General features: G+C 68.9%; 21 protein-coding genes and 1 pseudogene. 14 read left to right on the top strand and 8 right to left on the bottom strand.

The genetic code is table 11. From position 1 onward, the window contains the following. Positions 1 to 25: 25 nt before the first annotated feature. From ACQY39_RS08455 to ACQY39_RS08445, 3 genes are all read left to right on the top strand, one after another. Positions 26 to 427, top strand: a complete 402-nt coding sequence (locus ACQY39_RS08455; RefSeq protein WP_428505229.1) for a hypothetical protein — start codon at positions 26 to 28, stop codon at positions 425 to 427. 291 nt (positions 428 to 718) lie between these two features. Then, positions 719 to 940: a hypothetical protein gene (locus tag ACQY39_RS08450; RefSeq protein WP_428505227.1), complete on the top strand. Its 222-nt coding sequence runs from the start codon at positions 719 to 721 to the stop codon at positions 938 to 940. An 8-nt stretch (positions 941 to 948) separates the two neighbouring features. Beyond that, positions 949 to 3,594, top strand: coding sequence for a diguanylate cyclase domain-containing protein (locus ACQY39_RS08445; protein WP_428505225.1), 2,646 nt, complete (start codon positions 949 to 951; stop codon positions 3,592 to 3,594). A 6-nt stretch (positions 3,595 to 3,600) separates the two neighbouring features. Here ACQY39_RS08445 and ACQY39_RS08440 read toward each other — a convergent pair whose 3' ends face one another. Both ACQY39_RS08440 and ACQY39_RS08435 read right to left on the bottom strand, forming a co-directional pair. Next, positions 3,601 to 4,131, bottom strand: a complete 531-nt coding sequence (locus ACQY39_RS08440; RefSeq protein ID WP_428505223.1) for a hypothetical protein — start codon at positions 4,129 to 4,131, stop codon at positions 3,601 to 3,603. A gap of 29 nt (positions 4,132 to 4,160) precedes the next feature. After that, positions 4,161 to 4,799, bottom strand: a complete 639-nt coding sequence (locus ACQY39_RS08435) for a hypothetical protein (protein WP_428505221.1) — start codon at positions 4,797 to 4,799, stop codon at positions 4,161 to 4,163. A gap of 457 nt (positions 4,800 to 5,256) precedes the next feature. On the opposite strand from ACQY39_RS08435, the gene ACQY39_RS08430 reads away from it, so the two are divergent. The 11 genes from ACQY39_RS08430 to ACQY39_RS08380 are packed head-to-tail and all read left to right on the top strand — an operon-like array spanning position 5,257 to position 17,744. Continuing rightward, positions 5,257 to 7,185, top strand: a complete 1,929-nt coding sequence (locus tag ACQY39_RS08430; RefSeq protein ID WP_428505219.1) for a methyl-accepting chemotaxis protein — start codon at positions 5,257 to 5,259, stop codon at positions 7,183 to 7,185. A gap of 37 nt (positions 7,186 to 7,222) precedes the next feature. After that, positions 7,223 to 8,956, top strand: a complete 1,734-nt coding sequence (locus tag ACQY39_RS08425) for a chemotaxis protein CheW (protein ID WP_428505217.1) — start codon at positions 7,223 to 7,225, stop codon at positions 8,954 to 8,956. 41 nt (positions 8,957 to 8,997) lie between these two features. Then, the gene (cheB, locus tag ACQY39_RS08420; protein ID WP_428505215.1) at positions 8,998 to 10,140 is read left to right on the top strand and encodes a chemotaxis-specific protein-glutamate methyltransferase CheB; all 1,143 of its coding nucleotides are present in this window, start codon (positions 8,998 to 9,000) and stop codon (positions 10,138 to 10,140) included. A 20-nt stretch (positions 10,141 to 10,160) separates the two neighbouring features. Further along, positions 10,161 to 10,787, top strand: coding sequence for a HEAT repeat domain-containing protein (locus ACQY39_RS08415; protein WP_428505213.1), 627 nt, complete (start codon positions 10,161 to 10,163; stop codon positions 10,785 to 10,787). Next, positions 10,784 to 11,659, top strand: coding sequence for a CheR family methyltransferase (locus ACQY39_RS08410; protein ID WP_428505211.1), 876 nt, complete (start codon positions 10,784 to 10,786; stop codon positions 11,657 to 11,659). The genes ACQY39_RS08415 and ACQY39_RS08410 overlap by 4 nt, the downstream gene beginning before the upstream one ends. Continuing rightward, positions 11,656 to 12,117 (top strand): response regulator, encoded by a 462-nt coding sequence (locus ACQY39_RS08405; protein ID WP_428505209.1) that lies wholly within the window; start codon positions 11,656 to 11,658, stop codon positions 12,115 to 12,117. The genes ACQY39_RS08410 and ACQY39_RS08405 overlap by 4 nt, the downstream gene beginning before the upstream one ends. Further along, positions 12,114 to 14,486: a chemotaxis protein CheW gene (locus ACQY39_RS08400; protein WP_428505207.1), complete on the top strand. Its 2,373-nt coding sequence runs from the start codon at positions 12,114 to 12,116 to the stop codon at positions 14,484 to 14,486. The genes ACQY39_RS08405 and ACQY39_RS08400 overlap by 4 nt, the downstream gene beginning before the upstream one ends. Beyond that, complete coding sequence (locus ACQY39_RS08395) at positions 14,486 to 14,719, top strand: hypothetical protein (protein ID WP_428505205.1); 234 nt, start codon at positions 14,486 to 14,488, stop codon at positions 14,717 to 14,719. The genes ACQY39_RS08400 and ACQY39_RS08395 overlap by 1 nt, the downstream gene beginning before the upstream one ends. A gap of 59 nt (positions 14,720 to 14,778) precedes the next feature. Next, complete coding sequence (locus ACQY39_RS08390; protein ID WP_428505203.1) at positions 14,779 to 15,144, top strand: response regulator; 366 nt, start codon at positions 14,779 to 14,781, stop codon at positions 15,142 to 15,144. Positions 15,145 to 15,159: 15 nt separating this feature from the next. Next, positions 15,160 to 16,482, top strand: a complete 1,323-nt coding sequence (locus ACQY39_RS08385; RefSeq protein ID WP_428505201.1) for a methyl-accepting chemotaxis protein — start codon at positions 15,160 to 15,162, stop codon at positions 16,480 to 16,482. 26 nt (positions 16,483 to 16,508) lie between these two features. After that, positions 16,509 to 17,744: a patatin-like phospholipase family protein gene (locus ACQY39_RS08380; RefSeq protein WP_428505199.1), complete on the top strand. Its 1,236-nt coding sequence runs from the start codon at positions 16,509 to 16,511 to the stop codon at positions 17,742 to 17,744. A 9-nt stretch (positions 17,745 to 17,753) separates the two neighbouring features. On the opposite strand, the gene ACQY39_RS08375 is transcribed toward ACQY39_RS08380, so the two are convergent. The 6 genes and pseudogenes from ACQY39_RS08375 to ACQY39_RS08350 all read right to left on the bottom strand — a co-directional run bounded on the left by ACQY39_RS08375 (position 17,754) and on the right by ACQY39_RS08350 (position 24,601). Further along, entirely contained in the window at positions 17,754 to 19,730 is a 1,977-nt protein-coding gene (locus ACQY39_RS08375; RefSeq protein WP_428505197.1) for a hypothetical protein, read from the bottom strand. A 278-nt stretch (positions 19,731 to 20,008) separates the two neighbouring features. Then, positions 20,009 to 21,245, bottom strand: a pseudogene (locus ACQY39_RS08370) (ABC transporter permease). Further along, complete coding sequence (locus tag ACQY39_RS08365; RefSeq protein WP_428505195.1) at positions 21,245 to 22,003, bottom strand: ABC transporter ATP-binding protein; 759 nt, start codon at positions 22,001 to 22,003, stop codon at positions 21,245 to 21,247. Before ACQY39_RS08365 ends, ACQY39_RS08370 begins: the two are co-directional and overlap by 1 nt. After that, complete coding sequence (locus ACQY39_RS08360; RefSeq protein ID WP_428505193.1) at positions 22,000 to 22,449, bottom strand: hypothetical protein; 450 nt, start codon at positions 22,447 to 22,449, stop codon at positions 22,000 to 22,002. The genes ACQY39_RS08365 and ACQY39_RS08360 overlap by 4 nt, the downstream gene beginning before the upstream one ends. Further along, positions 22,434 to 23,150, bottom strand: coding sequence for a biotin/lipoyl-binding protein (locus ACQY39_RS08355; protein WP_428505191.1), 717 nt, complete (start codon positions 23,148 to 23,150; stop codon positions 22,434 to 22,436). The genes ACQY39_RS08360 and ACQY39_RS08355 overlap by 16 nt, the downstream gene beginning before the upstream one ends. After that, positions 23,147 to 24,601, bottom strand: coding sequence for an efflux transporter outer membrane subunit (locus ACQY39_RS08350; RefSeq protein ID WP_428505188.1), 1,455 nt, complete (start codon positions 24,599 to 24,601; stop codon positions 23,147 to 23,149). Before ACQY39_RS08350 ends, ACQY39_RS08355 begins: the two co-directional genes overlap by 4 nt. Between the last annotated feature and the right edge of the window lie 98 nt (positions 24,602 to 24,699).

Below are 24,699 nucleotides of genomic sequence, written 5' to 3'. Positions count from 1 at the left end.
AAGAACTCACAGCAAGAAAGCCCCCATGCGTTTGTACGCCCACGACAGCAGCCTGCTGTGCAGCCCATCGCTCTGGCAAGCACCCGAAACCCTGACCCAGATTGGCGCCCTGCTGGCGCCCTTGCAGCTCAGCGTTGGCCATCTGGCACTCTACCCGGCCCGCTCGGGCCGCCCCGCCGGCGCGGTCTACCAGACCGAGCTGGAGGCCCTGCACCGGCGCGTCAAGCTCGACCAAGCCGAGCGCTGCCACGCCACCCGGCGCGAGCTGCCGCAGACGCGCTCACCGACCCTGGTCGACTCGGGCAGCGAATTGCTGCTGCTGCCAGGCCCCTCGCTGAGCGCCAGCACAGGAAGTGGCTTGTCAGTGCGCCAACACTTGCCCTCGGCTTGGACGACCGCAAGGCAGCGAGAAGCCGCCAGGGCCTGATCAGCCTGCAAAAAGGCAGGCCGACGAGAAGCACGCTCCCGCACGGGCCATGGACGCTGAACGCCACGGAGACCGACGGACGGGCTCAAACCCTTTGACTGGCAGTTGATGCGCTGCCTGAAAGAGGCTGGATCACATGCTAATCTGAAGCCTGAACTGCAGGCCCGGACCTCTCTCTGGGCCGCCTTCAGCAGGATCCACCGCACCATGACCTTGCCCCCTGTCTCGCCGCCACAGCTTGCAAGCCCTCAGTCTGTTTGGGTTCGGGCTCGCGACAAGCCCGCGAGTGACATGGCATCCCGCCCGTGCGAAGCAGCCGCTCAGGCGGTCTGCACCTCGCGCAGCCACGGGCGGATGCGCAAGGCCTGGATGCCCAAACGCGGCAAGCTGCTGGCCTCGCGCTTGCACGGCGTCTGCCATCGGCATCTGGCACAGCCGACCCAAGCCCCCCGCCGCCGCGTCCTGGCCGTACAGCGCCTGAGCTCGGTGTCTATGAAGCGAGGCGATCGTTGATGGCCGGCATGAACGAAACCGAACGCGGCGCGCACGCGCCAGCCATGCTGGCCCGCTTGCTGGCGCTCGGCCCCTTTGCCGCCATTGGCCTGGTGCTGACCCTGCTCTGGGGCTTTGTCATCTGGTTCACCTTGTTTTACCCGGCCCAGCTGGCAGTGGACCAGCGGGCCGAACTGAGCAGCAGCACCGAGGCTGCCGCGGCCCAGACCGAGGCGGTATTCCGCGATGCCGAACGCAGCCTGCGTTCCATCGACCTGTGGCTGCTGACACGCGGCCAGCGCGAGCCCTTGGCCGATGCCTCGCTGGCCCAATTGGCCGATATGTTGCGGGAGACTTCGCGCGGCATCGTCGATGTGCTGCTGGTCGACGGCACCGGCCGGGCCTTCCGTCTGCCCGCCATCAGTGGTCAGGCAGTGGCCGAGCTGGCCGCCTTGCCGGAGTTCGCCCAGCTGCGCGAGAGCTCAGGCACGGGCCGGCCCTTGCTCGGCCTGCCGCTGCAGCTGCGCCACAACGGCCCGCCCCAGTTGCCCTTGCTGATGCGCCTGAGCGCGCCGACAGAGCAGCTGCAAATGGCGGTGGCCCTGATTGACCTGTCTCGCCTGCAGCGCCTGCACCAGTACTTCGCTCAAGGGCCGGCCGCCGCCGTGACCCTGCTGCGCCAGGACGGCGTGGCCCTGAGCCGCCTGCCCGAGCTGCCCGGCTTTGTCGGCCGCGATGTCTTCGCCGAGCGCCCGGAGCGGCGCGCCGATTTCGCCGGGCGCGAGGGTTTCTTCAGCACGACAGGCAAGGTTTCGGACGGCGTGCCGCGCCACGGCGCCTTCCGCAGCCTCGACATCTTCGGCCTGCAGCTTCTCATCTCGCAGGGCGACAACGCCGCGCTGGCGCGCCACCGCGTCGAACGCCTGCTGGTGATCAGCTTCAGCGTGCTGGTCAGCCTGGTCTCCCTGGCCCTGACCTGGCAGCTGGCACGCATGCAAAAGCGCCTGCGTCTTGATGAAGCGGCGCAACGTGCGGCCAGTGACGCTTCGCCCCTGGGCCTGTTCCGCTGCGACGCCTCCGGCCGCATGGTCTATGGCAACACGACCTACCTGAGCCTGCAAGGCCTGCGCGAGGACCAACTGGCCTGGGGCTGGTTGGAGCTGATGCCGGCCGAGCGGCGCGAACGCCTGCGAGCCAACTGGGTGGCGCTGATCCGTGCCGGCGAGCGGCTCAAGGTCTTCAGCCGCGTCACCTTGGCCGACGGCAGCCGCCGCCTGCTGGCGGTGCGCACGGCGCCGCTCTGGCTCGATGGCCGACTGCAAGGCCAGGTCGGCACGGTCGAGGACATCAGCGAGCAGGCCGAGCAGCAACGCGCCGCGCGCACCTTGAGCGCCATCTTTGCGCTGACGCCCGACTATGTCTGCCAGCTCGACCAGAACCACCGCCTGCTCTATATGAACCCGGCCGCGCGTCGACGCCTGGGCGTGCCCCTGGACAGCGACCTCAGCGACACCGCCTACAGCGACTTCTTTGCACCCGGCGGCGCCCAGCGCTACCGCGAGGAGATCTTGCCCGCCGTGCTGGCGCAAGGGCAGTGGCAGGGCCGCGGCGCGGTGATGGACGCGCTGGGCCAGCCGGTGCCTTGCGAGGCGACCGTGCTGCTGCACCGCAAGGCCAACGGCGCGACCGAGACCATCTCGGTGATCCTGCGCGACATCTCGGCCGACCTGCAGACGCAGCGCGAGCGCCAGCGCACCGAGGCCATGATGCGGGCGATCGCCCAGACCTCGCAAGCCATGATCTCGGTGCTGGATCTGGAGGGCCGCTTCCTGTTCTTCAACCACGCCTTCGAGACGCGCTACAACGTGCGCCGCGAGGCCTGGCTGGGCCGCCCGCTCGCCGAGCTGCTGGGCGCTGAGGAATACCAGGCGCGCGAAGCAGCGATCAAGCGCGCGCTCTCCGGCCTGGCCACACAGCTGGAGCGCGTCTACGACCGCAGCAGCGCGCCCGTCGAGGGCCCGCGCGGCAGCGCCGATGCCCTGGCCCTGGTGCTCTCGCTCAGCTATGCGCCGCTGCGCAGCGAGAGCGAGGCCATCGAGGGCGTGATCTGCATTGCCGTGGACGTGACCGAAGCGCGGCGCGAAGAACAGCGCCTGCGCGATGCCTCGCAGACCTGCCCGCTGACGCAGCTGCTCAACCGGCGCGGCTTCAACAAGAAGGTGCAGGACCTGTTCGACGCCGCCCACAGCCAGCCCGGTGCCGGCCATGCCGCCCTGCTCTACCTGGACCTGGACCGTTTCAAGCCCGTCAACGACCAGCACGGCCACCCGGTCGGCGACGCCTTGCTCAAGGCCGTGGCCGGCCGCCTGCGCCATGTCTTGCGACCGCAGGATCTGGTGGCCCGACTGGGCGGCGATGAGTTCGCCGTGCTGCTGCCGGGGCTGCAGCATCCCGACGCGGCGCGCACGGTGGCGGAGAAGATCATCCAGGCCATCGGCGCACCCTTCCGCATCGAACAGCTGGAGCTGCACATCGGCATCAGCGTGGGCTTTTGCGTGCGGCCCAACAAACTGCTGCATCTGGAGTCCATGGTGACCGAGGCCGACGCCAAGCTCTACGAGGCCAAACGAGCCGGCCGCAGCTGCGCACGCGGCGATTTGGGTGAGCCGGGCTAAAACGACTCAGCTGCCGGCGCGGGTCTTGAGCCGCAGCCAGGCCGTCTGCAAGACACGGGCGTCACTGCTCGCGCGGTGGCGCACCAGCTGCAGCTCGTCCCGCACCTGCTCGCGCACCACATGCCAGCATGCCGCCTCGGCCTCGCTGAGCAGGCAGCGCAGATCCTGCAAGTGGAAGGCCGGCACCATGTCGACGCTGTCGAACAAGCGCGCTAACCAGGGGTAGTCATGGGCCCAGGCGTCGCAGTAGACGGTCTGACCGGCAAGGCGTTCGTTGATCTGGGCGGCCACCCAGCCGGGCGGCTTGCCGTGGCGTTGCAGGATGTCCCGGCTGATGCCGTGCACCAGTTCAGCGCTGGGGTCCCAGTGCTGCCAGTCGGGCTCGGGTTGGATCAGGGAACAGAACACCGCACCGGCAGGCTCAACAAACCCGACCTCGATCGGATAGCTGCCGCGGCCGAAACCAGAGGCCTCGACATCGAGGATGGCGGGGGGGCGCAGGGCCAGGGAGCTGGGGGCAGGCAAGACCGCAGTCATGGCGCAGTGTAGGCCGCCTCAGGCCAAAGTCAGGCAGGGTTGTCGAGCAGCTGTTCTCGCTCGAACAGCTCCACCGCCGCCCGCCCGACCTGCTGGGTGTCGTAAAAGGCATAGGCGCTGACCGCCGCCGCGCCCAGCACCGGCACCCAGCGCGACACCGTCTTCTGCAACAGCTTCTCGCCGAGCTTGGCGCCGATCTGGCCGGCCACGCGCTGCAGCAAGGCGGTGGTCGCGGGCCGCACCAGCAGGCGCTCGCCGACGCGCACAGCGAGGTCGCGCACCGCCTGCGCCGCCGTGTGGCGGAACAAGCAGTAGAGCATCTGCGCCTGGCCCAGCTCGGCCGAACGGCCATAGAGCGCGGCGATGTCGGCCACCAGCTGCGACTGGATGCGCCAGACCGCCAGCATCTCGGGCAGCACCGTCAGCCAAGCCAGCGGGCCCGGCGGGAGTGCCAGCGAACCAGCGGCCAGCGCTGCCTTGGCCGCCGCCTCGCCCGCGAGCTGACGCGCGCGCTCAGCCGGCCGCGCACAGGGCTGAGCTTTGGACTCGGGCGGGCTCGCCACCAGCGTCAACAGGGTCTGGGACAGGCGCTCCGCCATCGCCGGCGGCTGCGCCGGCAGCTGCTGCAGCGGGTACTCAGGTGCGGCTTTTTCAGAGGGAGATTTCATGCCTACGCCTCGGGACCTTGTTCATGGGCAGGACTCCAAATCAACGAATCTCAGGTCGGACTCGCAGCGTACCTCAGCCCGTCCGCCCACGCGCCCACGGAAGCCATGCACGAGCAGCCCGGGCCGCTCAGGCCCCGAAGTGATAGTTTACATCTATCAACTGAATCAGTTTCCGAACACGAAGTCACTGTGGCGGTGCTCGGTCGAAATTCACCCGAACAAGGCCGGTGGCGCCAAGAACCGCGCACCTAAGCAAGATTCAATTTGTGCGCTCAATCGCTAAATTCGTGCAGTCCGTCACTTAGTATTTTTATCATTTGTAGTGAAATTGCGGCCAGCACATCGAAACCAACGTTCCCGCTGATCGCCTTCGCAGGCGCTGGCCGAGATGTCCAGGACAAGCCCATGCACACCCCGTGTCTGGGCTCACTTCAAGCCTCTTTCAAGGAGTTCCGTCATGGCCCTGGTCACCAAACAACGCGACGCCATCAGCGCCCCGGCCCTCAACCCCGGCCTGGTCAAGGGCATCACCAAGTCGATGACACGCGATGCCGAAGCCAACCGCAAGCGCGCGCGCACCCTGGCCAAGCAGCAGCAGGCCGCCGAGCGCGTGGCCAGCGCCTCCAGCCAACTGTCGGCCGGCATCAACGAAGCGGCTTCGGCGTCGGAAGAGCTCAAGCGCGCCTCGGACCAGATCGCCAGCGGCGCCGAAGAGGCCTCGGGCGCCGCGCAGGAATCCTTGGCGGCCATCACCCAGGTGGTGGGCGCCCTGAACCGGCAGATCTCGGCTTGCGGTCAAGCCCGGCACAAGGCCGAAGGCTTGCGCGACATGTCAGGGCGGGTCAACCAGGAAGTCAAAGCCACAATCAGCGCTGTCGGCGTGGCCGCCCAGCGCCAGGCCAGCTCGGTGCAAATGATGGCCGAACTGGAACGTCAAGCCGCCAACATCGGCGACATCGTCAAGGCCGTGGCCCGTATCGCCGACCAGACCAATTTGCTGGCCCTGAACGCCGCCATCGAAGCCGCCCGAGCCGGCCAGCATGGCAAGGGCTTTGCCGTCGTCGCCGACGAGGTGCGCACCCTGGCCGAAACCAGCGAGAAAAGCGCCAAGCAGATCCAGGACCTGGTGGGCCAGATCCAGGGCGAAGTCGGCGTGATCGCCGAAGGCATCAACCAGTCGGCCGAAGCGGTGCAGACCGAGGTCGAGAAGAGCGAGCAGATCCTGCAGCAGCTGGCGCGCATCGGCAAGGATGCGGCCGAGATCGTCTCAGGCGCCGTCGAGATCGCCAGCGCCGCCAGCCAGAGCAGCACCGCCGCCAACCAGGCGCTCAAGGGCGCCGAGCAGATTGCCGCTGCCGCCACCCAGCAGTCCTCGGCCTGCGAAGAGGCCGCCAAGACGGTTCAAGAGCAAAGCGCCGCCCTCGAAGAATGCGAGCAAACGGCACAGAACCTGTCGGAAATCGCCGAGGAGCTGAAGAGCTCCACCGACATCGCCAAAAGCGCCGAGGAGGTGGCCTCCGCCGCCGAGGAGCTGTCCAGCGCGGTGTCGGAAATCACCCGCGCCGCCAGCCAGATCATGGTCGCGCTGGACGAGATCCGCAAAGGCGCCCAGAGCCAGGCCAGCGCCACCACCGAATCGGCCGCCGCCGTCAGCCAGATCAGCCGCGGCGCCCAGATCGCCGACGAGCGCGCCACCGAGGCCAGCCAACGCGCCGCCGCCATCCGCGGCCTGATGGGCGAAAACAAGCAGCACATCGACGGCCTGCTGCGCACCATCGGCAGCAGCGTCGAGGCCACCCGCGCCAGCATGAAGCAAATCAAGGAGCTGGAGCTGGTCAGCCGCAAGATCGACAAGATCGTCGACGCGATCACGCAAGTCTCCATCCAGACCAATATGCTGGCCGTCAACGGCAGCATCGAAGCGGCGCGCGCCGGCGAGTACGGCAAGGGCTTTGTGGTGGTGGCCACCGACATCCGCAACCTGGCCCATGACTCGGCTGAGAACGCCGACCGCATCAAGGACCTGGTCAAGAGCATCCAGGACCAGATCAGCGCCGTCGGCCGCGACCTCAGCGACCTGATGAGCGCCGGCCTGGCCGAAGTCGAGAAGACCCGCGCCATCACGGCCAACCTCGAAGCGATGGAGAAAGACGTGGCCCAGGTCGAGCTGGGCAACCAGGAGGCCGTGGCCAGCGCCCGCGAGATCAGCACCGCCATGCAGCAGGTCAAGATCGCCGTGGACCAGGTCTCGACCGCGGCCCAGCAGTCCGAGAAGGCGGCCGAGCAAGCCGCCAGCGCCGCCCGCCAGCAGGCCCAGGGCGCCGACGAGCTGAGTGCCGCCATCGAGGAAATCTCCTCCCTGGCCGACGAGCTGCAAAGCAATTGAGTCCGCCTTGCACGCGCCCAGGCATCAAGGAGTCGCCGTGAACCTCAATCCACAACACCCGGACGGCGGGGCCACGCCCGCCGACGCCGACGCCGGCGCCCCGGCCAACGACGGCAGCGCCGACCGCCAGTTCGTCACCTTCAGCGTGGCCGGCGAGATGTTCGCCGTGCCCATGGGCCCGGTGCAGGAAATCATCCGCCTGCCCGAGGTGGCCCAGCTGCCGCTGGCACCCCATGCCCTGGAAGGCCTGGCCAACCTGCGCGGCCGGGTCCTGCCCATCATCAACCTGCGCAGCTTGTTCGGCGCGGCGCGCCGCGAGGCCGACGACGCGACCCGCGCCCTGGTCATCAACCTGGGCCAGGCCCTGGGCTTCATCGTCGACCATGTGGCCAGCGTCGTGAACGTGGAGCCCTCGCAGATCCAGGCGGCCGACGCGATCCAGAGCGTGGTCCGAACTGAATACCTGAGCGGACTGATCCAGCAGGAACGCCCCGAGGGCGGCACCCAGCTGTTGCTCATTCTGGATTTTGAGCGCCTGGTGCAAGCCCAGTTCGCCGGCCTGCAAGCCGCCGGTGAGCTGCGCCGCGAAACGCGAGAGAGCCGTGGGAGCCGCGAGAGCTGCGGCGCAGACACGCCCGGCGCCCTGCTCACGAGCGAAGCCGGCCCCCAAACCGAAGGCGAGCGCAGCGCAGGCGAAGATTTGCTGCTGGTCAGCTTCACCGTGGCCGGCCAGGAGTACGGCATCTCGATCAACGATGTGCAGGAGATCGTGCAACTGCCCGAGCACATCACCAGCCTGCCCAACGCGCCCGTGCATGTCAGCGGCCTGATCTCGCTGCGGCGCCGCCTGCTGCCCCTCTTGGACCTGCGCAGCCTGTTCGGCCTGGGCAGCATCGCCGCCGACGAGCACCACCGCATCGTCGTGGTGGCCCTGCCGCCAGCGGCGCCGGGCGGTGAACCGGCCCTGGTGGGCCTGATCACCGACACCGTCAAGGAAGTGATCCATGTGCCGCGCCGCCAGAACGAGCCCATGCCCGGCATCCTGGCCCGCGATGTGCAGATGCAGGAGTTCGCCTCCATCTGCCGCCTGGACGAAGGCCGCCGCCTGGTCTCGGTGATTTCCACCCAAGCCCTGCTCGGCCTGGACGCCGTGCAAGAGGCCGCGGCCCTGCAACTGAGCCCCGGCACCTTCCCTACCGATTCAGCTGACGCGGAGACCGCCACCATGCACAGCAGCCCCACCGAAGCCAGCAGCCTGGAGCAGCAGGAAGACCTGCAGGTCGTGATCTTCCGCCTCGGTGCCGAAGAGTTCGGCGTGCCCATCATGAGCGTGCAAGAGATTGTGCGCGTGCCCGAGCTGCTGACCCGGGTGCCCAAGACCCCGTCCTATGTCGAAGGCGTGATCAATCTGCGTGGCACCGTGCTGCCGGTGATCGACCAGCGCAGCCGCCTGGGCATGGCCACGCTGGAGCGCAACGACCGCCAACGCATCATGGTCTTCATGGTCGACGGCATGCGCACCGGCTTCATCGTCGACTCGGTGGCCGAGGTGCTGCGCATCAACCGCCACAGCGTCTCGCCTGCGCCGGCCCTGAGCGTGGAGCAGGGCCGCCTGATCACCCAGGTGGCCAAGCTGGACGACAACAAGCGCCTGGTCATGCTGATCGACCAGCGCCAGCTGCTCGATGCCGGCGAAGCCCTGGCCATGGAGCAGGCTTTTGAAAGCCGCCAGTCCCAGGCGCAGGAAGCCGTGCTGGCCCGCGCGGCCTGAGCCTGCAGCCATCCCAAAGACCATTGCCAGCGAGCCGCACCATGAAACGGGTACTGATCGTCGATGACTCGGCGCTGATGCGCCGGCTGATGGCCGAGATGCTGAGCGAAGCCGGCTTCGAGGTGGCCGCCGCGCGCACCGGGGTCGAAGGTGTCAACCGCCTGACCGAATGGCAGCCCGATGTCGTGACCCTGGACATCAATATGCCGGAGATGGACGGTCTGACCGCCCTGTCCCTGCTGATGCAGGCCCGACCCACGCCGGTGGTGATGGTGTCTTCGCTGACCGAGCAGGGCACCCAGGCCACGCTGGAAGCCCTGGCCCTGGGCGCGGTGGATTTCGTCCACAAGCCGGGCGGCACCATCTCCCTGTCCATGGACCGGGTGCGCGAAGAGCTGGTCGGCAAGGTGCGCGCCGCCGCCCAGGCCCAGCCGCGCCGCCCCAGCGGACTGAACCGCGACCGCAGCCAGCGCCCGGCGCTGAGCAGCAGCAGCCCGCGGCCCGAGTTCCCGGCTCGCAGCCCCCGTGTGGCCGCTCCGGCACCGGCGCGCTTCTTCCCCGCGGCCCCGACCTCAGCCCAGGCCAGCAGCGTGGCGACCGAGGAGTTGCCCGGCCTGGTGCTGATCGGCGTGTCCACCGGCGGCCCGCGCACGCTGGAGGACATCCTGCCCCAGCTGCCCGCCAACTTCCCCTGGGCCGTGCTGGTGGCCCAGCACATGCCGCCGCACTTCACCGAATCTTTTGCCCAGCGCATGAATGCCATGTGCCGCCTCCCTGTGCGCGAGTGCAGCGCGCCCACGCCACTGACCCCGGGCACGGTGCTGATCGCCAGGGGCGGCGGCGACATGATCGTCACCGAGCAGCTGGGCCGCCTGGTGGCCCAGCCGCGGCCGGAGTCTTCCTCGCATCCCTGGCACCCCAGCGTCGATGTGCTGGTGGAAAGCGCCATGCGCCGCCTGCCTGCCCAGCGCCTGATCGGCGTGCTGCTGACCGGCATGGGCGACGACGGCGCGGCCAGCATGGCCCGGCTGCGCCAGAGCGGCGGCCGCACGGTGGCCGAATCGAGCGACAGCGCCGTGGTGTTCGGCATGCCGGCTGAATTGATCCGCCTCGGGGGCGCCAGCGTGGTGCGCCCCAGCAGCGGAATTGCCCAACAGATCCAGCACTGGATCTCTGCGTCCTGAGCGGCGCAACAGGAACTTCTATGGCACTCCGAAAAGTCACCGACGGCGCCACGCTGCACGCAGTCCAGCCCCGCCAGCACAGCCGGCAACTGCCCGAGCTCCTGGCCCAGCTGAACGCCGCCGAGGCTGAGCAGCGCCGCTGGGCCGCGCGCGACCTGGCCGCCCACCCCGACGCCGCACCGGCCCTGGGCACCCAGCTGCTGATCGAGCGCGACAGCGCCGTGCGCGAGGCCTTGTTCACCAGCCTCAACACCTTGGCCAACACCAGCGCCGCCCAGGCCTTGCTGCCCCTGCTGCGCAGTGACGACGCCCAGCTGCGCAACGGCGCCATCGAGACCCTGGCCGCCATGCCCCATCTGACAGCGCCCTGCATGGAGCAGTTGCTGCGTGACCCCGACCCCGATGTGCGCATCCTCAGCGTCAACCTGCTGGGCGAGCTGCGCCACAAGCAGGTGCCGCAATGGCTGCTGCAGGTGCTGGAGCAGGAGCAGGAGCTCAATGTGGTGGCCAGCGCGGTGGACCTGTTGGTGGAGCTCGGTGATCACCAACATGTGGCGGCCCTGCAGCAAGTCCGCGCCCGTTTCGCCGACGACGCTTATCTGAGCTTCGCCGTGGACATGGCTTTGCAACACATAGGCGCCGCATGAACACCGAACTCAAAGCCCGCAACCGGGCCCAGATCAGCGAGGCGGACTTCCTCAAGTTCCGCGAGTTCTTCTATCGCAAGACCGGCATCCACTTCGAGGAAAGCAAACGCTACTTCGTCGACAAGCGCCTGATCGAACGCATGGAGGCCACCGGCGCCGATGACTTCCGGGCCTACTTTCTGGCCCTGCGCTTCGAGCGCAACTGCCAGGAGGAGCTGCAGCACCTGGTCAACTCGATGACGGTCAACGAGACCTATTTCTTCCGCGAGGCCTACCAGTTCGACTGCATGGTCAAGGACATGCTGAACGAGGTGATCAAGCGCAAGTCGCCCGGCGATCGCATCCGCATCTGGTCGGTGCCTTCCTCCACCGGCGAGGAGCCCTATTCGATCGCCATCTACCTGCTGGAGCGCTGGGCCCATATCAACGACTACGAGGTCGAGATCCTGTCCTCCGACATCGACACCAAGGTGTTGAGCGCCGCGCAGCGGGGGGTGTACTCGGCGCGCTCGATCGCCAACCTGCCGCGTGACTACCTGGACCGCTACTTCACCCAGAACCGCGAGCAGGAATGGGTCATCTCGCGCGATCTGGTGGCGGCAGTGGACTTCAGCCAGGTCAACCTCAGCGACCCGGCCGACACGCGCCGATTCCGCAATATCGACCTGATCTTCTGCCGCAATCTGCTGATCTATTTCGACGACCTGTCCCGCAAGGTGGCCGCCGAGGCCATGTTCGATGCGCTCAGCCCGGGCGGCTTCATCTGCCTCGGCCACTCCGAATCGATGAGCCGCATCACTTCGCTCTACCGTGTGCGGCGCTTCGCCGACGCCATGGTTTACCAAAAACCCCTGCAGGGAGAATCCGCATGAGTGCAGCACGTATCCTCGTGGTCGACGACGCCGCCACCGTGCGCATGTACCACCGCAAACTGCTCGGCGATGCCGGCTGGCAATGCGCCGAAGCCGTCAACGGCATGGATGCGCTGGAGAAGGTGGCCAGCCTGTCCGACGGGCAGCGCTTCGACCTGTTCGTGGTCGACGTCAACATGCCCAAGCTCGACGGCTACGGCTTTGTGCGCGAGCTGCGCCGCCTGCCCCTGGCGGTGCAAGCGCCGGTGCTGATGGTGTCCACCGAGGCGCAAAGCCAGGACGCCGGCGCCGCCCGCATGGCCGGTGCCAACTGCTACCTGATCAAACCGGCCAAGCCGCCCGAGCTGGTGCTGACCGCCGCCCTGCTGCTCGGCGATGTCGCCGCCGCCGTCAAAGCGGCCGGCGCCGCCGCGGCCCTGCCCTCCTCGCTGAGCCTGCCCAAAGGAGTCCTGGCATGAGCACCACCGAACTTCTCGACCAATTCGTGCAGGAAGCGCGCGAATGCCTGGAACAGATCGGCGAACGCCTGCTGCAGGTCGAGCGCGCGCCCGGCGACGCGGCCTTGCTGAACGATCTGTTCCGCCTGGTCCACACCCTCAAGGGCAACTGCGGCCTGTTTGATTTCAAGCCGCTGGAGCTGCTGGTCCATGCCGGCGAAGACCTGCTGGACCGCGTGCGCAGCGGCCAGCTGAGCTACAGCGGCCAGATCGCCGATGCCTTGCTGGACGCCATGGACCTGGCCATCGAGCTGGTCGAGCGCATCGCCAGCGACGGCCGCCTGGACGACAGCCGCCTGGCGCAAAGCCAGGCCCTGGCCCAGCAGATCCGCGCGCGGCTGAATGATGGCAAGGCCGCTACAGCAGCGGCGGCCGACGCGGCCACAGCATCGACGCTCACCCCGGCCACGGCCCCCGACTGGATCAACGCCTTGCCCGAGGCGCAGCGCAGCCCCGGCCGCGTGCTGCTGCGCTACCGCCCCGAGCCGGAGTGCTTTTTCAAGGGCGAAGACCCGCTGCGCCTGGCCATGGCCACACCGGGCCTGCGGCACCTGGACCTGGCACCCGGCATCGCCTGGCCCGAGGACGCCAACTTCGACTGCTACCAATGCCGGCTGGACTTCCTGCTCAGCTGCGATGCGCCGCCGGCCTATGTGAACGAGCATTACCGCTACGTGCCCGAGCAGATCGAGAGTTATCAGGTCCCTGCCGCCAGCGTGCCAGCACCGGCAGTCGCGGCCGCCAACAACAGCGGCACCAGCGCCAGCAGCGCCAGCAATCTCGAAGCCACCCAGGCCTTGCTGGCCCGCCGCGCCCTGCAGATCTGGGACGAGCAGCGTCGCCTGCTGGAGCAAGGCGCACCCAACGCCGCCAGCCTGCGCGCCACCCGTGAAGTCTTTGCCCACCTGCTGCAGGTGCTGGCTTGCGAGGGCACGGCCGGCGACGGCGCCCTGGTGCCCGATCTGGATGCCAGCCTGAGCGCCCTGATGCAAGTACCCGAGAACGCAGCCGCCGTGCTGGCTTGGTCGGCCCAGCATCGCCCGGGCAGCGGAGCCAAGGCCGCGGGCGCCGGCAACGGCAACAGCAGCAGCGGCGAAGACCCGAGCCAGGAATCCGGCGCGGGCAGCGCCGGCCATGGCGAGCGGGGCGAACGCGGCCAACGCGTGCTCAAGGTCAACCAGGACAAGATCGACCGCCTGATGGGCTTGATCGGCGAGATGGTGGTGGCCAAGAACGCCCTGCCCTACCTGGCCCAGCGCGCCGAGACCCTCTACGGCCAGCGCGACCTGGCCCGCGAGATCAAGACCCAGTACGCCGTCATCAACCGCATCGCCGAGGACATGCAGCACGCCATCATGCAGGTGCGCATGCTGCCGGTGGGCACCATCTTCCAACGCTTCGGCCGCCTGGTGCGCGACACCAGCAAGCGCCTGGGCAAGGAGGTGCGCCTGGTGATCGAGGGCGAGGACACCGAAGCCGACAAGAACGTCATCGAGTCGCTGGCCGACCCGCTGATCCACATCCTGCGCAACAGCCTGGACCACGGCATCGAAAGCCCGGCCCAGCGCCTGGCTGCGGGCAAGCCGGCCATGGGCACGCTGCGCGTCAGCGCCCGCCAGGAGGGCGACCGCGTGCTGCTGGACATCAGCGACGACGGCGCCGGCGTGGCCACCGAGCGGGTGCGCGCCAAGGCGGTCGAGCGCGGTCTGATCCCGGCCGAGCGCGCCGAGCTGCTCAGCGAGCAAGAGGCGGTGCAGCTGATCTTTCTGCCAGGCTTTTCCACGGCGGACGCCATCTCCGACCTGTCCGGCCGCGGCGTCGGCATGGACGTGGTGCGCTCGGCCGTCGAGCGGGTCAACGGCGTCGTCAGCCTGAGCAGCGAGCGCGGCCAGGGCACACGCATCCGCCTGTCGCTGCCGCTGTCGATGGCGGTGACCAATGTGATGATGATCGAGACCGCCGGCATCCGTTTCGGCGTGCCCATGGACCTGATCATCGAGACCGTGCGCGTGCCGGCCGAAGACATCCACCACTTCAAGAGCGCCCAGACCGCCGTGCTGCGCGGCCGCGTCGTGCCGCTGCGCACGCTCAACAGCTTGCTCGACATGCCCTGCCCGCCGAGCCTGAACAGCGAGGGCGAGCACGCCGTGCTGCTGGTGCGCCTGGGCCAGGAACCGATCGGCCTGATCGTCGATGAGTTCCACGGCACCAGCGACATCATCCTCAAGCCCCTGGACGGCGTGCTGGCAGGCCTGACCGCCTTCGCCGGCACCGCGCTGATGGGTGACGGCAGCGTGCTGATGATCATCAACCCCAAGGAGCTGCTGTGATGGCCATCCGATACCTGAAACAACACGCAGCCCTGGACGGCCAGATCAGCGTCGAAGACGCCGAGGCCCTGGCCAGTTGGCTGGGCGAGCAAACCCGCCCCATGGTCGACCTGAAGCGCTGCGAGGGCCTGCACGCCGCCGTGCTGCAGGTGCTGCTGGCCCTGCGCCCACGCCTGAAACACCCGCCCGGCGACGAACGCCTGGCCCATCTGCTGCTGAGCCTGCCGCGCTGAGACGCGCAGCGCCCGGCCCCAGCTTGAACTGCACCGAACCGCTCACCGAGGAGCCCGCCATGAAACATATTTTTCTCGTCGACGACTCCGCCACCATGCTGATGAGTCTCAAAGGCACGCTGGAGATCAGCGGCTTCAAGGTGGACACGGCCAGCGATGGCGAGCTGGCCCTGAGCCGCCTGCAGCAAGGCCTGAAGCCCGATCTGATCATCACCGACATCAACATGCCGCGCATGGACGGCATCGCCCTGATCCGCGAGGCCCGCAAGCTGCTGCGCTTCATCCCCATCCTGGCGCTGACCACCGAGAGCCAGCAAGGCAAGCGCGAAGACGCCAAGAAGAACGGCGCCACCGGTTGGCTGGTCAAGCCGGTCGGCGGGGCCGAGCTGCTGTCCGTGATCCGTCAGGTTCTGCCTGGCGCATGAGTGAGGTCCCAGATCATGAAGTTCTCCAGGATCTCCCCACCCTCGCCCGATGCTGCAGCCAGCGCTGAAGGCGACGCCGCCGCCTCGACCGGCCCGGTCCAGCAGAAGGCCGATCGCCGCCTGAACCTGCGCCGTGCAGCGATGGCTGCCTTGCTGCTGATGGCCTTGCTGCCCGCGGTTGCACCCGACTGGCTCAGCTATGGCCAGCTGTTCTGGTTCTTGGGCGGACTCAGCCTGGGCTGGGCCGCGCGGCCCTGGCTGCAGCAGATCGGCCCGCAAGGGCGTCTGCCCGCCGACGTGGTGGCCCAGGACATCAGCACCTTGCAACAGGCTTTTGCCGTGCTCAAGCAACAGGTCAGCACCACGATCCAGACCTCGGAAACCGCGGTCATGTCCATGGGTCAGCGCATGGGCCGGGTGCATGAGAACTCGCAAGCCCTGCACACCCGGCTGGTCGATGCGGTCCAGCATTCCGAGCAGCTCTCGGCCGACTCGCTGTCCCAGAGCTCGCAACACGCCTCGGCGGTGAGCGAGTTGGCGGAACATCAGCAACGCTTCGAAGAAGCCCGCCACCAGCTGTTGGAACGCGTGCGCAGCAGCGCCCAACAGGTGCGCCAGCTCACACCGCTGGCCAGCCTGATCTCGGAGATTTCACGCCAGACCAATCTGCTGGCCATCAATGCCGCCATCGAAGCCGCCCGAGCCGGCCCGGAAGGCGCCGGCTTCAAGGTGGTGGCCGCCGAGGTGCGGCGCCTGTCGGCACAGACCGCCGACGCGGCCCGCCAGGTGGCCGAGGGCATTGCCCAGGTGGCAGCCGGCATCGACCAGGAAGCCCAGTCCCTGCAAATCCACGCCGGAGACAGCGCCGCCGCCCAGCTCAACGAAATCGCCCTGCACATCCAGAACATGAGCGCCACCCTGGGCGAGGTCGTACCGTACTTGAGCGATCTCTCGCACGAGGTCAATGCCGGGGTGGACCGGGTCAGCGCCGACATCATCGACACGCTCGGTGACATGCAATTCCAGGACATCAACCGCCAGCTGCTGGAGCAAATCAACGAAGCGCTGGGCAGCCTGTCCAACCATTTCTCCCAGCTCTACCAGCTGATCGACGGCCAGGCCCCGCCGCCGCCGGTGCTGCTGGAAGAATTGCTGCAGCTCTGGACCTCGAACTACGTGATGCACTCGCAGCGTGTGGCCCATGCCATGGCCCTGGGTCGCAGCGTGCCGGAGAGCGGCAGCGCCCGCAGCGCCGCGCCCAACGAGGGCGCTGGCCCGGCCCCGGGCCTGCAGCTGGAGATGGCCGGCGCCAGCGGCCCGCGCATCGAGCTGTTCTGAGCCAACATCCGCATTGAGGCCACGCGATGAACCCGCCCGCCACCACCGCCCTGGTCCTCAGCGGCGGCGGCGCGCGGGCGGCCTACCAGGTGGGCGTGCTCAAGGCCATCACCGCCATGCGCCGCCAGCACCTGGGCGGCCGCAGCGAGCGCGACTGTCCCTTCGGCGTCATCGTCGGCACTTCGGCCGGGGCCATCAACGGCGCCGCCCTGGCCTGCCATGCCGACCACTACGACGCCGGTGTCGACCAGCTGGCCGAGGTCTGGTCGCAGTTCCGCGCCGAGCAGGTCTACCGCAGCGATGCGCTGGGCGTGGCGCGCAGCGGCGCGCGCTGGCTGAGCATGATGTCTCTGGGCTGGGCGCTGGCGCGCTTTCGCCCGCGCTCGCTGCTGGACAACACGCCGCTGGGCGGCCTGCTCAGCCGCCTGGTGCCCATGAGCCGCCTGCCCAGCATGCTGGCGCGCGGCCATCTGCAAGCCCTGGCGGTGACCGCCTCCAGCTACAGCAGCGGCGAGCATGTCAGCTTCTACCAGTCGGCCCGGCCGATCGCGCCCTGGTTGCGTTCCAGCCGCCTGGCCGTGCCGACCATGCTGACGCAGGAGCACCTGCTGGCCTCCTCGGCCATCCCCTTCATCTTTCCGGCCACGCGCCTGCACCATGATGGCCAAGGCGCCTGGTACGGCGACGGCTCGATGCGCCAGACCGCGCCGCTCTCGCCCGCCATCCATCTGGGCGCGCGCCGCTTGCTCATCATCGGCGCCGGTCGCATGCATGAGCCGGCGGCCGAACGCCGCTTCAGCTCGGTCTACCCCAGCCTGGCCCAGGTGGCCGGCCATGCGCTCTCCGGCATTTTTCTCGACGCGCTGGCGGTCGACATCGAGCGCATGGAACGCATCAACCGCACCCTGGCCCTGCTGCCGCCCGCAGCCCTGGCCGAGACACCGCTGCGGCCGCTCGATGCGCTGGTGATCGCGCCCTCACAGCGCCTGGATGACATCGCCGCCCGCCATCTGGACAGCCTGCCGCGCGCCGTGCGCACCTTGCTGCGTGGCGCCGGTGTCGGTCAGGCCGCGCCGGACAGCCCCAAGCCGCAGGGCGCAGCCCTGGCCAGCTACCTGCTGTTCGAGGCACCCTTCACCGAGGAACTGATGGCCTTGGGCGAGGCCGACACCTGGGCTCAGCAGCAGCGGGTGGCATGCTTTTTCGGCTGGCCCGAAATCGAGAACGAGAGCGAGAGCGAGACCCCACCGCTTTCAGCATGAAACTGAGCCTCAGGCCACGGCCCGCTTGACGGCCAGAGCCGCGTCGGTGCTCAGATGGCGCAGGATGCCCTGCTCACGCGCACCCCAGGCCTGGCCGGCGGCCAGCTCCAGCACCAGCACGGCCGGGTTGGCGTCGTCCCCGACCATGGGCGCGAACACCCGGCTGCGGCCCGAATCACCCAGGGGCAACTGGCGCTCGGTCCAATCGCGGCTGCACGCGGCCACTGGGTTGTCGGCCTCGCTAACCGCGATTTTGAAGGCCAGGTCCTCGTGCTCGCCCTTGGACGACTCGCCCATCACCAGGGTCTGGCCGCTGGCATCGCGACGGTAGACGGCCAGCAGATCGGCGCCCAGCACCGAACGCAGCTCGCGGCCGAGCACGGTGAAGATCAGGCCGGGGCTGCGCTGGCGCGCGATCTCGCGGCTCAGCACCACCAGCTGCTGCAGCAGCTCATGGGCCGCTTGCAATTTGCTCAGGCGCTCTTCCTTGGCCTGGGCCAGTTGGCGCGCATGTTGGCGCTCGTTGCGCGCCACCTCGACCTGCTGGCGAGCGTGCTTGGACGCCGTGGCCCAGCTCGCTTGGCGGGCGGCGGCGGCACGCCGGGCCATGGCATAGGCTTCCTGCGGCTGGCCAGCGCGATCGAAGGCCTCGGCGGCGGCGTCGAGCAGCTCGGGCTTGGGCTGGTAGCCGTCCAGGGCCTGGGCTTGCTCCAGGGCCAGCTTCAGCCCGTCGAGCACGACGGCCGGCGCGGCGCCGCTGCGCCGCTCGATCTCGGCCAGGATGGCGCGCAGCTCGACCAGATCGGAGCGCTGCTGCTGCGCCGTGATCACCGCCACCGCCTCCAGCGCCACCGTGCGCGCTTCGTCGAGGCGACCCAGATGCATCAAAGCGCGGGCCCGGCCGAGCACGACACCGGTGCGCATGTCGGACGAGTGGGCATGGCTCTCGCGTTCGCCGAGCAGCTCGAAATGCTTGAGCGCCTCTGCGTAATGGCCATGGTCCAGCTCGGCCTGACCGAGATAGTCCAGCGCCATCATGGCGGTGCGGCTGTGCGGGTGTTGGACCAAGGTCTGCAGGCATTCGCGCAGCAGCTCGCGCGCCGATTCGGTCTGGCCGACGCGGCGCAAGGCCTCGCCGGTCTGCGCCAGGCACAGGCCGATGGCGCCCGGCCAGCGCACGCGCCGCGCCACCGCCAGGCCTTTTTTCAGCCAGACCAGGGCGGTCTCGTAGTCGGAAATGCTGGTGTAGCTATAACCCAGATTGGAGGCGGCCGAGATGGCCCGCCGCACCTGGCCGGACTCCAGGCTGGCCTCGTAGCTGAGCTCGAGGAAACGGCCGGCCTCGACATAGTCGGAGGCCAGGCCATGTTCGAGCGCGCGGTAGTCGTCCAGCGCCGCCGTGCACATGGCGGACAAGCCCTCGCCGCTGAGCGGCAGCTGCTCGGACCAGGCGGCCCGGGCCAGCTCGAAGTCGCGGAACAGATCTGCGCGCGCAAGATTGGCGCGGTAGTAGAGCTGGCGCTCGGCGTCCCGGGCCTGGTCGGCCCAGTCCATGGCGTTTTGCAAGGCATCGCGCTGAAGGTCGACGTCACCACGGTCGGCATGGACGGCGGCCTGCAGGCCTTGCACATCGGCTTGGGCCACCGGGTTGGGAAAGGCGTCGAACTCGGCCTGGGCCTTGGCCATGTGCTGCTGGGCGTCATCGAGGCGCAGCATCAGCGCCGCCACCTCGGCCTGCACCAGATGAAGGCGCCCGCGCATGGCGGCCAGGGCGGCCGGGTCCATGAAGGCAGTCTGCTCCTCAGCCTCGCCGAGTTCCTTCAGCAAGGCGCTGGCCAGGCTTTGCGCGCGCGGGCTGTTGAGCTGGCGCAAGCCCCAGGCCACTTCCAGCCGCGAGTTCCAGTCCGAGCTTTCGCTCAGCTGCTGGGCCGCGGCTTGCACCTCGCGTTCCAGAGGAAACAAGACCAGCTCATGTGCAAATGCCATCCAGGCCTCCACGGATTGCCGCGACTCAGATGCCGCAGAGCCTAGTCGCTTGTGGCTGGCAGTGAAACCCGGAAAAGCCGGGGCTTGGGGAGGTGAATGGTGAATGGTGAATGGTGAATGATGAATGGTGAATGGTGAGTGGTGAGTGGTGAGTGGTGAGTGGTGAACAGGTGAACAGGTGAACGGGTGAACAAGTGAACAAACATCCACTTTCGATTCACGATTCACGATTCACGATTCACCCATTCACCCATTCACCTGTTCACCCCCCACGCCCCTCACTCATGCCGCAAAGCCTCGATCGGATCCATGCGCGCGGCGCGCCGGGCCGGGAAGTAGCCGAAGAGCACGCCGATGCCGGCCGAGAACAGCAGGGCCAGCAGGTTGATGGCGGGGTCGAACTGGTAGGGCACGGCCATCAACCGCGCGAGGCCGTAAGACGCCCCGGTGGCGATCAGCACACCGACCAGGCCGCCCAAGGCCGAGAGCACCACCGCCTCGATCAAGAACTGCAGCAGCACTTCGCGCTCGAGCGCGCCGACGGCCAGGCGCAGGCCGATCTCGCGTGTGCGCTCGGTGACGCTGACCAGCATGATGTTCATGATGCCGATGCCGCCCACCAGCAGGCTGACCGCCGCCACCGCACCGAGCAGGCGGGTCAGCACGCCCATGGTGCTGGACAAGGTGTCCGCCAGCTGCTGGGTGTCGAAGATATTGAAGTTGTCATCCTCGCTGTCGGCCAGTTGGCGGCGCTCGCGCATCAGCTGGCGCAGGCTGGCTTTCAGCGGCCCGCTGTCGCTGCCCTCCTCCATGGCCACCAGCAGATTGCTGACCTTGCGGCTGCCGGTGACACGGCGCTGCAAGGTGTGCAGGGGCAGTAGCACCAGATCGTCCTGGTCGCCCATGCCGCCCTGGCCCTTGGCGACCAGGATGCCGACCACCTCGCAGCTGAACTGCCGGACCCGCAGCGCTTGACCCAGGCCGGTCTGGCCCACGGTGCCGCCGAACAGCTCGCGCCGCACCGTCTCGCCGATGATGCAGACGGCCGCGCCGGCCAGCTGCTCGTCCTCTTCAAAGCGCCGGCCGCTGGCCAGCCGCCAGTTGCCGGTGTCGAACCAGCTGTTGCTGCTGCCGGTGGCATTGCTGGCCGAGTTGCGGCCGTTCGCCACCAGGGTGACCGAGGCGCGGCTCTGCGGCGCCACCGCCGCCACGCCGCCAATCTGCGCTTCAATCGCCGCCGCATCGGCCTCGCTGAACTGGGGCACGCCGCCGCGCGCGCTGCTCCCCCCCTCCTCCGCCTCCTCCTCCACCAATCCGTTGACCCGGGCTCAGCATGAGCAGATTGCTGCCCAGGCTGGTGATCTGGGCCTCGATGGCCTGGGTGGCGCCGTTGCCCAGGGTCACCATGGTGATGACGGCGCTGACGCCGATGACGATGCCCAGAATGGTCAGAAAGGAACGCAGCAGATTGCGCCGCACCGAGCGCAGCGCCAACAGGAGCACGCTGAGCAGCATCAGGCGGCCTCGGCTTCGGTTTTGGCTGGCGGCGCCACGGTGGGCGTGAGGTTGGCCGCATCAGCGGCAATGCGGCCGTCGAGAAACTGCACCATGCGCCGCGCATAGGCCGCCATATCGGGCTCGTGCGTGACCATCAGCACGGTGATGCCTTGGTCACGGTTCAAGGCCAGCAGCAAGGCCATGATCTCGTGGCTGCGCTGGCTGTCGAGGTTGCCGGTCGGCTCATCGGCCAGCAGCACGGCCGGCTCGGTGACGATGGCGCGCGCGATCGCCACGCGCTGCTGCTGGCCGCCCGAAAGCTCGGCCGGCGTGTGGCGCTCCCAGCCGCCCAGGCCCACCGACTGCAGCGCCCGCAGGGCCGCCGTGCGCCGTGCGGCTGCCGCGTCGCCGCGGTAAAGCAAGGGCAGCTCGACGTTCTCCAGCGCCGAGGTGCGCGCCAGCAGATTGAAGCCTTGGAAGACAAAGCCAAGATAGCGCCGCCGCAAGCGCGCACGCTGGTCGCGGCTGAGCGCCTCGACATGGGCCCCGCGGAACAGGTACTGGCCGGCGCTGGGTGTGTCCAGGCAGCCGAGGATGTTCATGGCCGTGGACTTGCCGGAGCCGCTGGGGCCCATGATGGCGACGAACTCGCCGGCCTCGATGCGCAGATCGATGCCCTTGAGCGCCAGCAGTTCGCTGGCCCCGCTGCCGTAGCGCCGGCTGATGCCCTGCAGCTGGATCAGGGGAACTGAGGGCCGGGCGGGGGCGGCCGTCATGGGCCGGCCTGGCTGGATTTCTTCTGGTCGGTGATGACACGCATGCCGGCCTTGAGCTCGCCGCCGATGATCTCGGTCATGCGGCCATCGCTGATGCCGGGCAGCACCGCCACGGCCTGCGGCACGCCCCTGCCCTCCTTCCCTTGCTGCCCGGGTTCGGCGGCGCCGGGCAGCACCCAGACCTGGCGTGCCGTGGCCGTGCTGGCACCGGCCGCCGCCTGCCGGCGCGTGCCGCCGCGCGGCATGCTGGGCAGCAATCGGCTGACGACGCTCTTGCCGCTCGCCGCCGCATCGCCGGCCGCGCTGGGCGTGAAACGCAGGGCCGCATTGGGCACCAGCAGCACATCGCGGCGTTGCGTGGCGGTGATGGTGGCGCTGGCCGTCATGCCCGGGCGCAGGCTGAGCTCGCGGTTGTCGACATCGAGGTAGCTCAGGTAGGTGACCACGTTGTCGGTGATGGTGGAGCCGAAGCCGACCCGGGTGATGAGGGCCGGGAACTTGCGCGCCGGGTAGGCGCTGACGGTGAAGCTGGCCGCCTGCCCGAGCTGCACCGCGCCGACATCGGCTTCGTCCACATAGACCCAGAGGCGCGGGCGGCGTCCAGCTCGGTCTTGGCCGGCACCTTGCCGCCGGACAGGCGCGCGACCTCCTCCAGCCGCGCCAGCGTGGCCGTGGCCTGGTCTTGCGTGGCCGCCACCTGGTCCAGGCGCGCGGCCGCCGCCTGCAAGGCCGCTTGCGAACGCTGGATCTGGCCGCGCAGCTTGGCCGTGTCCAGCTCGACCAGGACCTGGCCTTTCTTGACACTGTCGTTCACATCCACCAGCACCCGCAGCACCGTGCCCGAGAGCTCGCTGCCGATATTGATGGCCCGTGTCGGCTGCAAGCTGCCATTGGAGCTGACCGTGAGACTCAGGTCACCGCGCGCCGCCAGCTGGGTCACATAGACCGGCTCGGCCTGAGCAGCTCGGCTGGCCAGCCACCACCACAGACCGAGGGCCAGCAGCGCCAGCAGCAGGCCCGTGCCCCAGAACAGCGGCCGTCGGTACCAGACGCGCGCGGCTGGCTCGGCCAGCAGCTCGCTCAGGTCGGCAGCCTCTCCGGAACTGGGATTGGGCGGCACGGCTGCCGGGCTCGGGCTGTCACTCATGGCTGCTGGCCTGCCAGCGGCTCGCGCCAGCCGCCGCCCAGGGCCCGGATCAGGCGCAGCTGGTCGGCGCTGACATCCGCGCCCGCACTGGCCAGGCCGTCCTGGCTGGCCAGCTGGCTGCGCTGGGTTTCCAGCACGGCCTGGAAGTCCACCAAGCCGCTGCGGTAGCGCTGCTGGGCCAGGTTCGCCGCCTGCACGGCCGCCGCGCTGGCCTGCTGCAGGCTGGCCACGCGCTGCCGGTCGCCGTGCAAGGCGACCAGCGCGTCATCCACCTCCTGCAGCGCCAAGAGCACGGCCGCCCGGTACTGCTGCTGCGCCTGCAGCAAGCCGGCCTGCTGCAGGCTGACTTCCGCGCGCGCCGCGCCGCCGTCCAAGACCGGCAGGGCGATGCCTGCCAACAGACTGCTGAGCATGGCGCTGCTGCGGCCCAGACCGCTGAGGCTGGCGGCACTCAGGCCCAAAGATCCGCTGATTGAAAAACTCGGCCAGCGCTGCAGCGCCTCGGCCCGGTCCAGCTGCGCCAGGGCGGCGGCGATGCGGTGCTCGGCCGCGCGCACATCGGCGCGCTGGCGCAGGGTCTCGGCGGGGATGCGAGCGTTCAGCGCGCCGGCTTGGGCCGCTGGGCTCAGCTGTGGCAGGGCCCCGGCGGGGGCCAAGGTTTGAAGCAGCTCGGCCGGCGGCCGGCCGCTGAGCACGGCCAAGGCATGGCTGGCGCGGGCGATGCTGGTGCGCAAACTCGGCAGCAGCGCGGAGGTCTGCGCCGCCGCCGCGCGCGCCTGCGCGGCCTCCTGGCTGCTGACCAAGCCGGCCTGCTCGCGCCAATCGGTGATCTCCAACGTCTCCCGCTGGTTGGCGAGGTTGTCTTCAGCGATGCGCAAGCGCGCCTGAGCGGCGCGCAGCAGCACATAGTTCAAGCCCACTTCGGTGCTCAGCTGCAGCTGCACAGCGCCCAAGCTGGCCGCACTGGCCAGGGCCGTTGCGTCCGCGGCCTGCACCGCGCTGCGCGTGGCGCCGAAGACATCGGGCTGCCAGCGCCCGTCCAGGCCCAGTTGCAGGCGCTGGCCGGTGCTAGCGCCCCCGGCCCGGCCACGCTGCGCCGAAGCGGAAGCGTCCAGCTGCGGCCAGAGCGCCGCGGCCGCCAGGTCCCGCTGAGCCTGCGCCTGCAGCACGGCGGCACGCGCGCCGTGGATGCTGGTGTTGGCGGCCAGGGCGTCTGCAATCAAGGCGCTGAGCAGGGGGTCGTCGAAGGCGGACCACCAGGGCCTGTCGATCCGCCCGGATGTGGCCGCAGGCATGGCACCACCTGGCCGGGCCCCAGCCGGCGCGCCGGCCCAGATGACCGGCATCAGCAGCGCGGGCTGGCCCGCAGCACTCAGCGCAGGGGCGCGGGTGCTGCCACAGGCCTGAAGAAAGAAGGGACCGACAGACAGAAAAAGAAGCAGAGCACGCATGACGCAGTCTCTGCGGCACGGGCCCTGCGGTCTGTGGTCCAGCGCACGTTCTCAGGCCTGCGCGAAGACAGGCTACGACGACGAGGCTCGGCGTCTGC

The sequence above is a fragment of the Roseateles sp. genome (assembly GCF_965262435.1).
In the GTDB taxonomy this organism is placed as follows: domain Bacteria; phylum Pseudomonadota; class Gammaproteobacteria; order Burkholderiales; family Burkholderiaceae_C; genus Paucibacter_A.
The sequence above is the reverse complement of the archived record's forward strand: the minus strand, read 5'-3'. Positions and strand labels throughout refer to the sequence as shown.

What these genes read in the sequence shown, in the direction of transcription:
- ACQY39_RS08455 (WP_428505229.1), top strand. Translation starts at nt 26, where the DNA reads ATGCGTTTGTACGCCCACGACAGCAGCCTGCTGTGCAGCCCATCGCTC.
- ACQY39_RS08450 (WP_428505227.1), top strand. Translation starts at nt 719, where the DNA reads ATGGCATCCCGCCCGTGCGAAGCAGCCGCTCAGGCGGTCTGCACCTCG.
- ACQY39_RS08445 (WP_428505225.1), top strand. Translation starts at nt 949, where the DNA reads ATGAACGAAACCGAACGCGGCGCGCACGCGCCAGCCATGCTGGCCCGC.
- ACQY39_RS08440 (WP_428505223.1), bottom strand. Translation starts at nt 4,131, where the DNA reads ATGACTGCGGTCTTGCCTGCCCCCAGCTCCCTGGCCCTGCGCCCCCCC.
- ACQY39_RS08435 (WP_428505221.1), bottom strand. Translation starts at nt 4,799, where the DNA reads ATGAAATCTCCCTCTGAAAAAGCCGCACCTGAGTACCCGCTGCAGCAG.
- ACQY39_RS08430 (WP_428505219.1), top strand. Translation starts at nt 5,257, where the DNA reads ATGGCCCTGGTCACCAAACAACGCGACGCCATCAGCGCCCCGGCCCTC.
- cheB (WP_428505215.1), top strand. Translation starts at nt 8,998, where the DNA reads ATGAAACGGGTACTGATCGTCGATGACTCGGCGCTGATGCGCCGGCTG.
- ACQY39_RS08415 (WP_428505213.1), top strand. Translation starts at nt 10,161, where the DNA reads ATGGCACTCCGAAAAGTCACCGACGGCGCCACGCTGCACGCAGTCCAG.
- ACQY39_RS08410 (WP_428505211.1), top strand. Translation starts at nt 10,784, where the DNA reads ATGAACACCGAACTCAAAGCCCGCAACCGGGCCCAGATCAGCGAGGCG.
- ACQY39_RS08405 (WP_428505209.1), top strand. Translation starts at nt 11,656, where the DNA reads ATGAGTGCAGCACGTATCCTCGTGGTCGACGACGCCGCCACCGTGCGC.
- ACQY39_RS08400 (WP_428505207.1), top strand. Translation starts at nt 12,114, where the DNA reads ATGAGCACCACCGAACTTCTCGACCAATTCGTGCAGGAAGCGCGCGAA.
- ACQY39_RS08395 (WP_428505205.1), top strand. Translation starts at nt 14,486, where the DNA reads ATGGCCATCCGATACCTGAAACAACACGCAGCCCTGGACGGCCAGATC.
- ACQY39_RS08390 (WP_428505203.1), top strand. Translation starts at nt 14,779, where the DNA reads ATGAAACATATTTTTCTCGTCGACGACTCCGCCACCATGCTGATGAGT.
- ACQY39_RS08385 (WP_428505201.1), top strand. Translation starts at nt 15,160, where the DNA reads ATGAAGTTCTCCAGGATCTCCCCACCCTCGCCCGATGCTGCAGCCAGC.
- ACQY39_RS08380 (WP_428505199.1), top strand. Translation starts at nt 16,509, where the DNA reads ATGAACCCGCCCGCCACCACCGCCCTGGTCCTCAGCGGCGGCGGCGCG.
- ACQY39_RS08375 (WP_428505197.1), bottom strand. Translation starts at nt 19,730, where the DNA reads ATGGCATTTGCACATGAGCTGGTCTTGTTTCCTCTGGAACGCGAGGTG.
- ACQY39_RS08365 (WP_428505195.1), bottom strand. Translation starts at nt 22,003, where the DNA reads ATGACGGCCGCCCCCGCCCGGCCCTCAGTTCCCCTGATCCAGCTGCAG.
- ACQY39_RS08355 (WP_428505191.1), bottom strand. Translation starts at nt 23,150, where the DNA reads ATGAGTGACAGCCCGAGCCCGGCAGCCGTGCCGCCCAATCCCAGTTCC.
- ACQY39_RS08350 (WP_428505188.1), bottom strand. Translation starts at nt 24,601, where the DNA reads ATGCGTGCTCTGCTTCTTTTTCTGTCTGTCGGTCCCTTCTTTCTTCAG.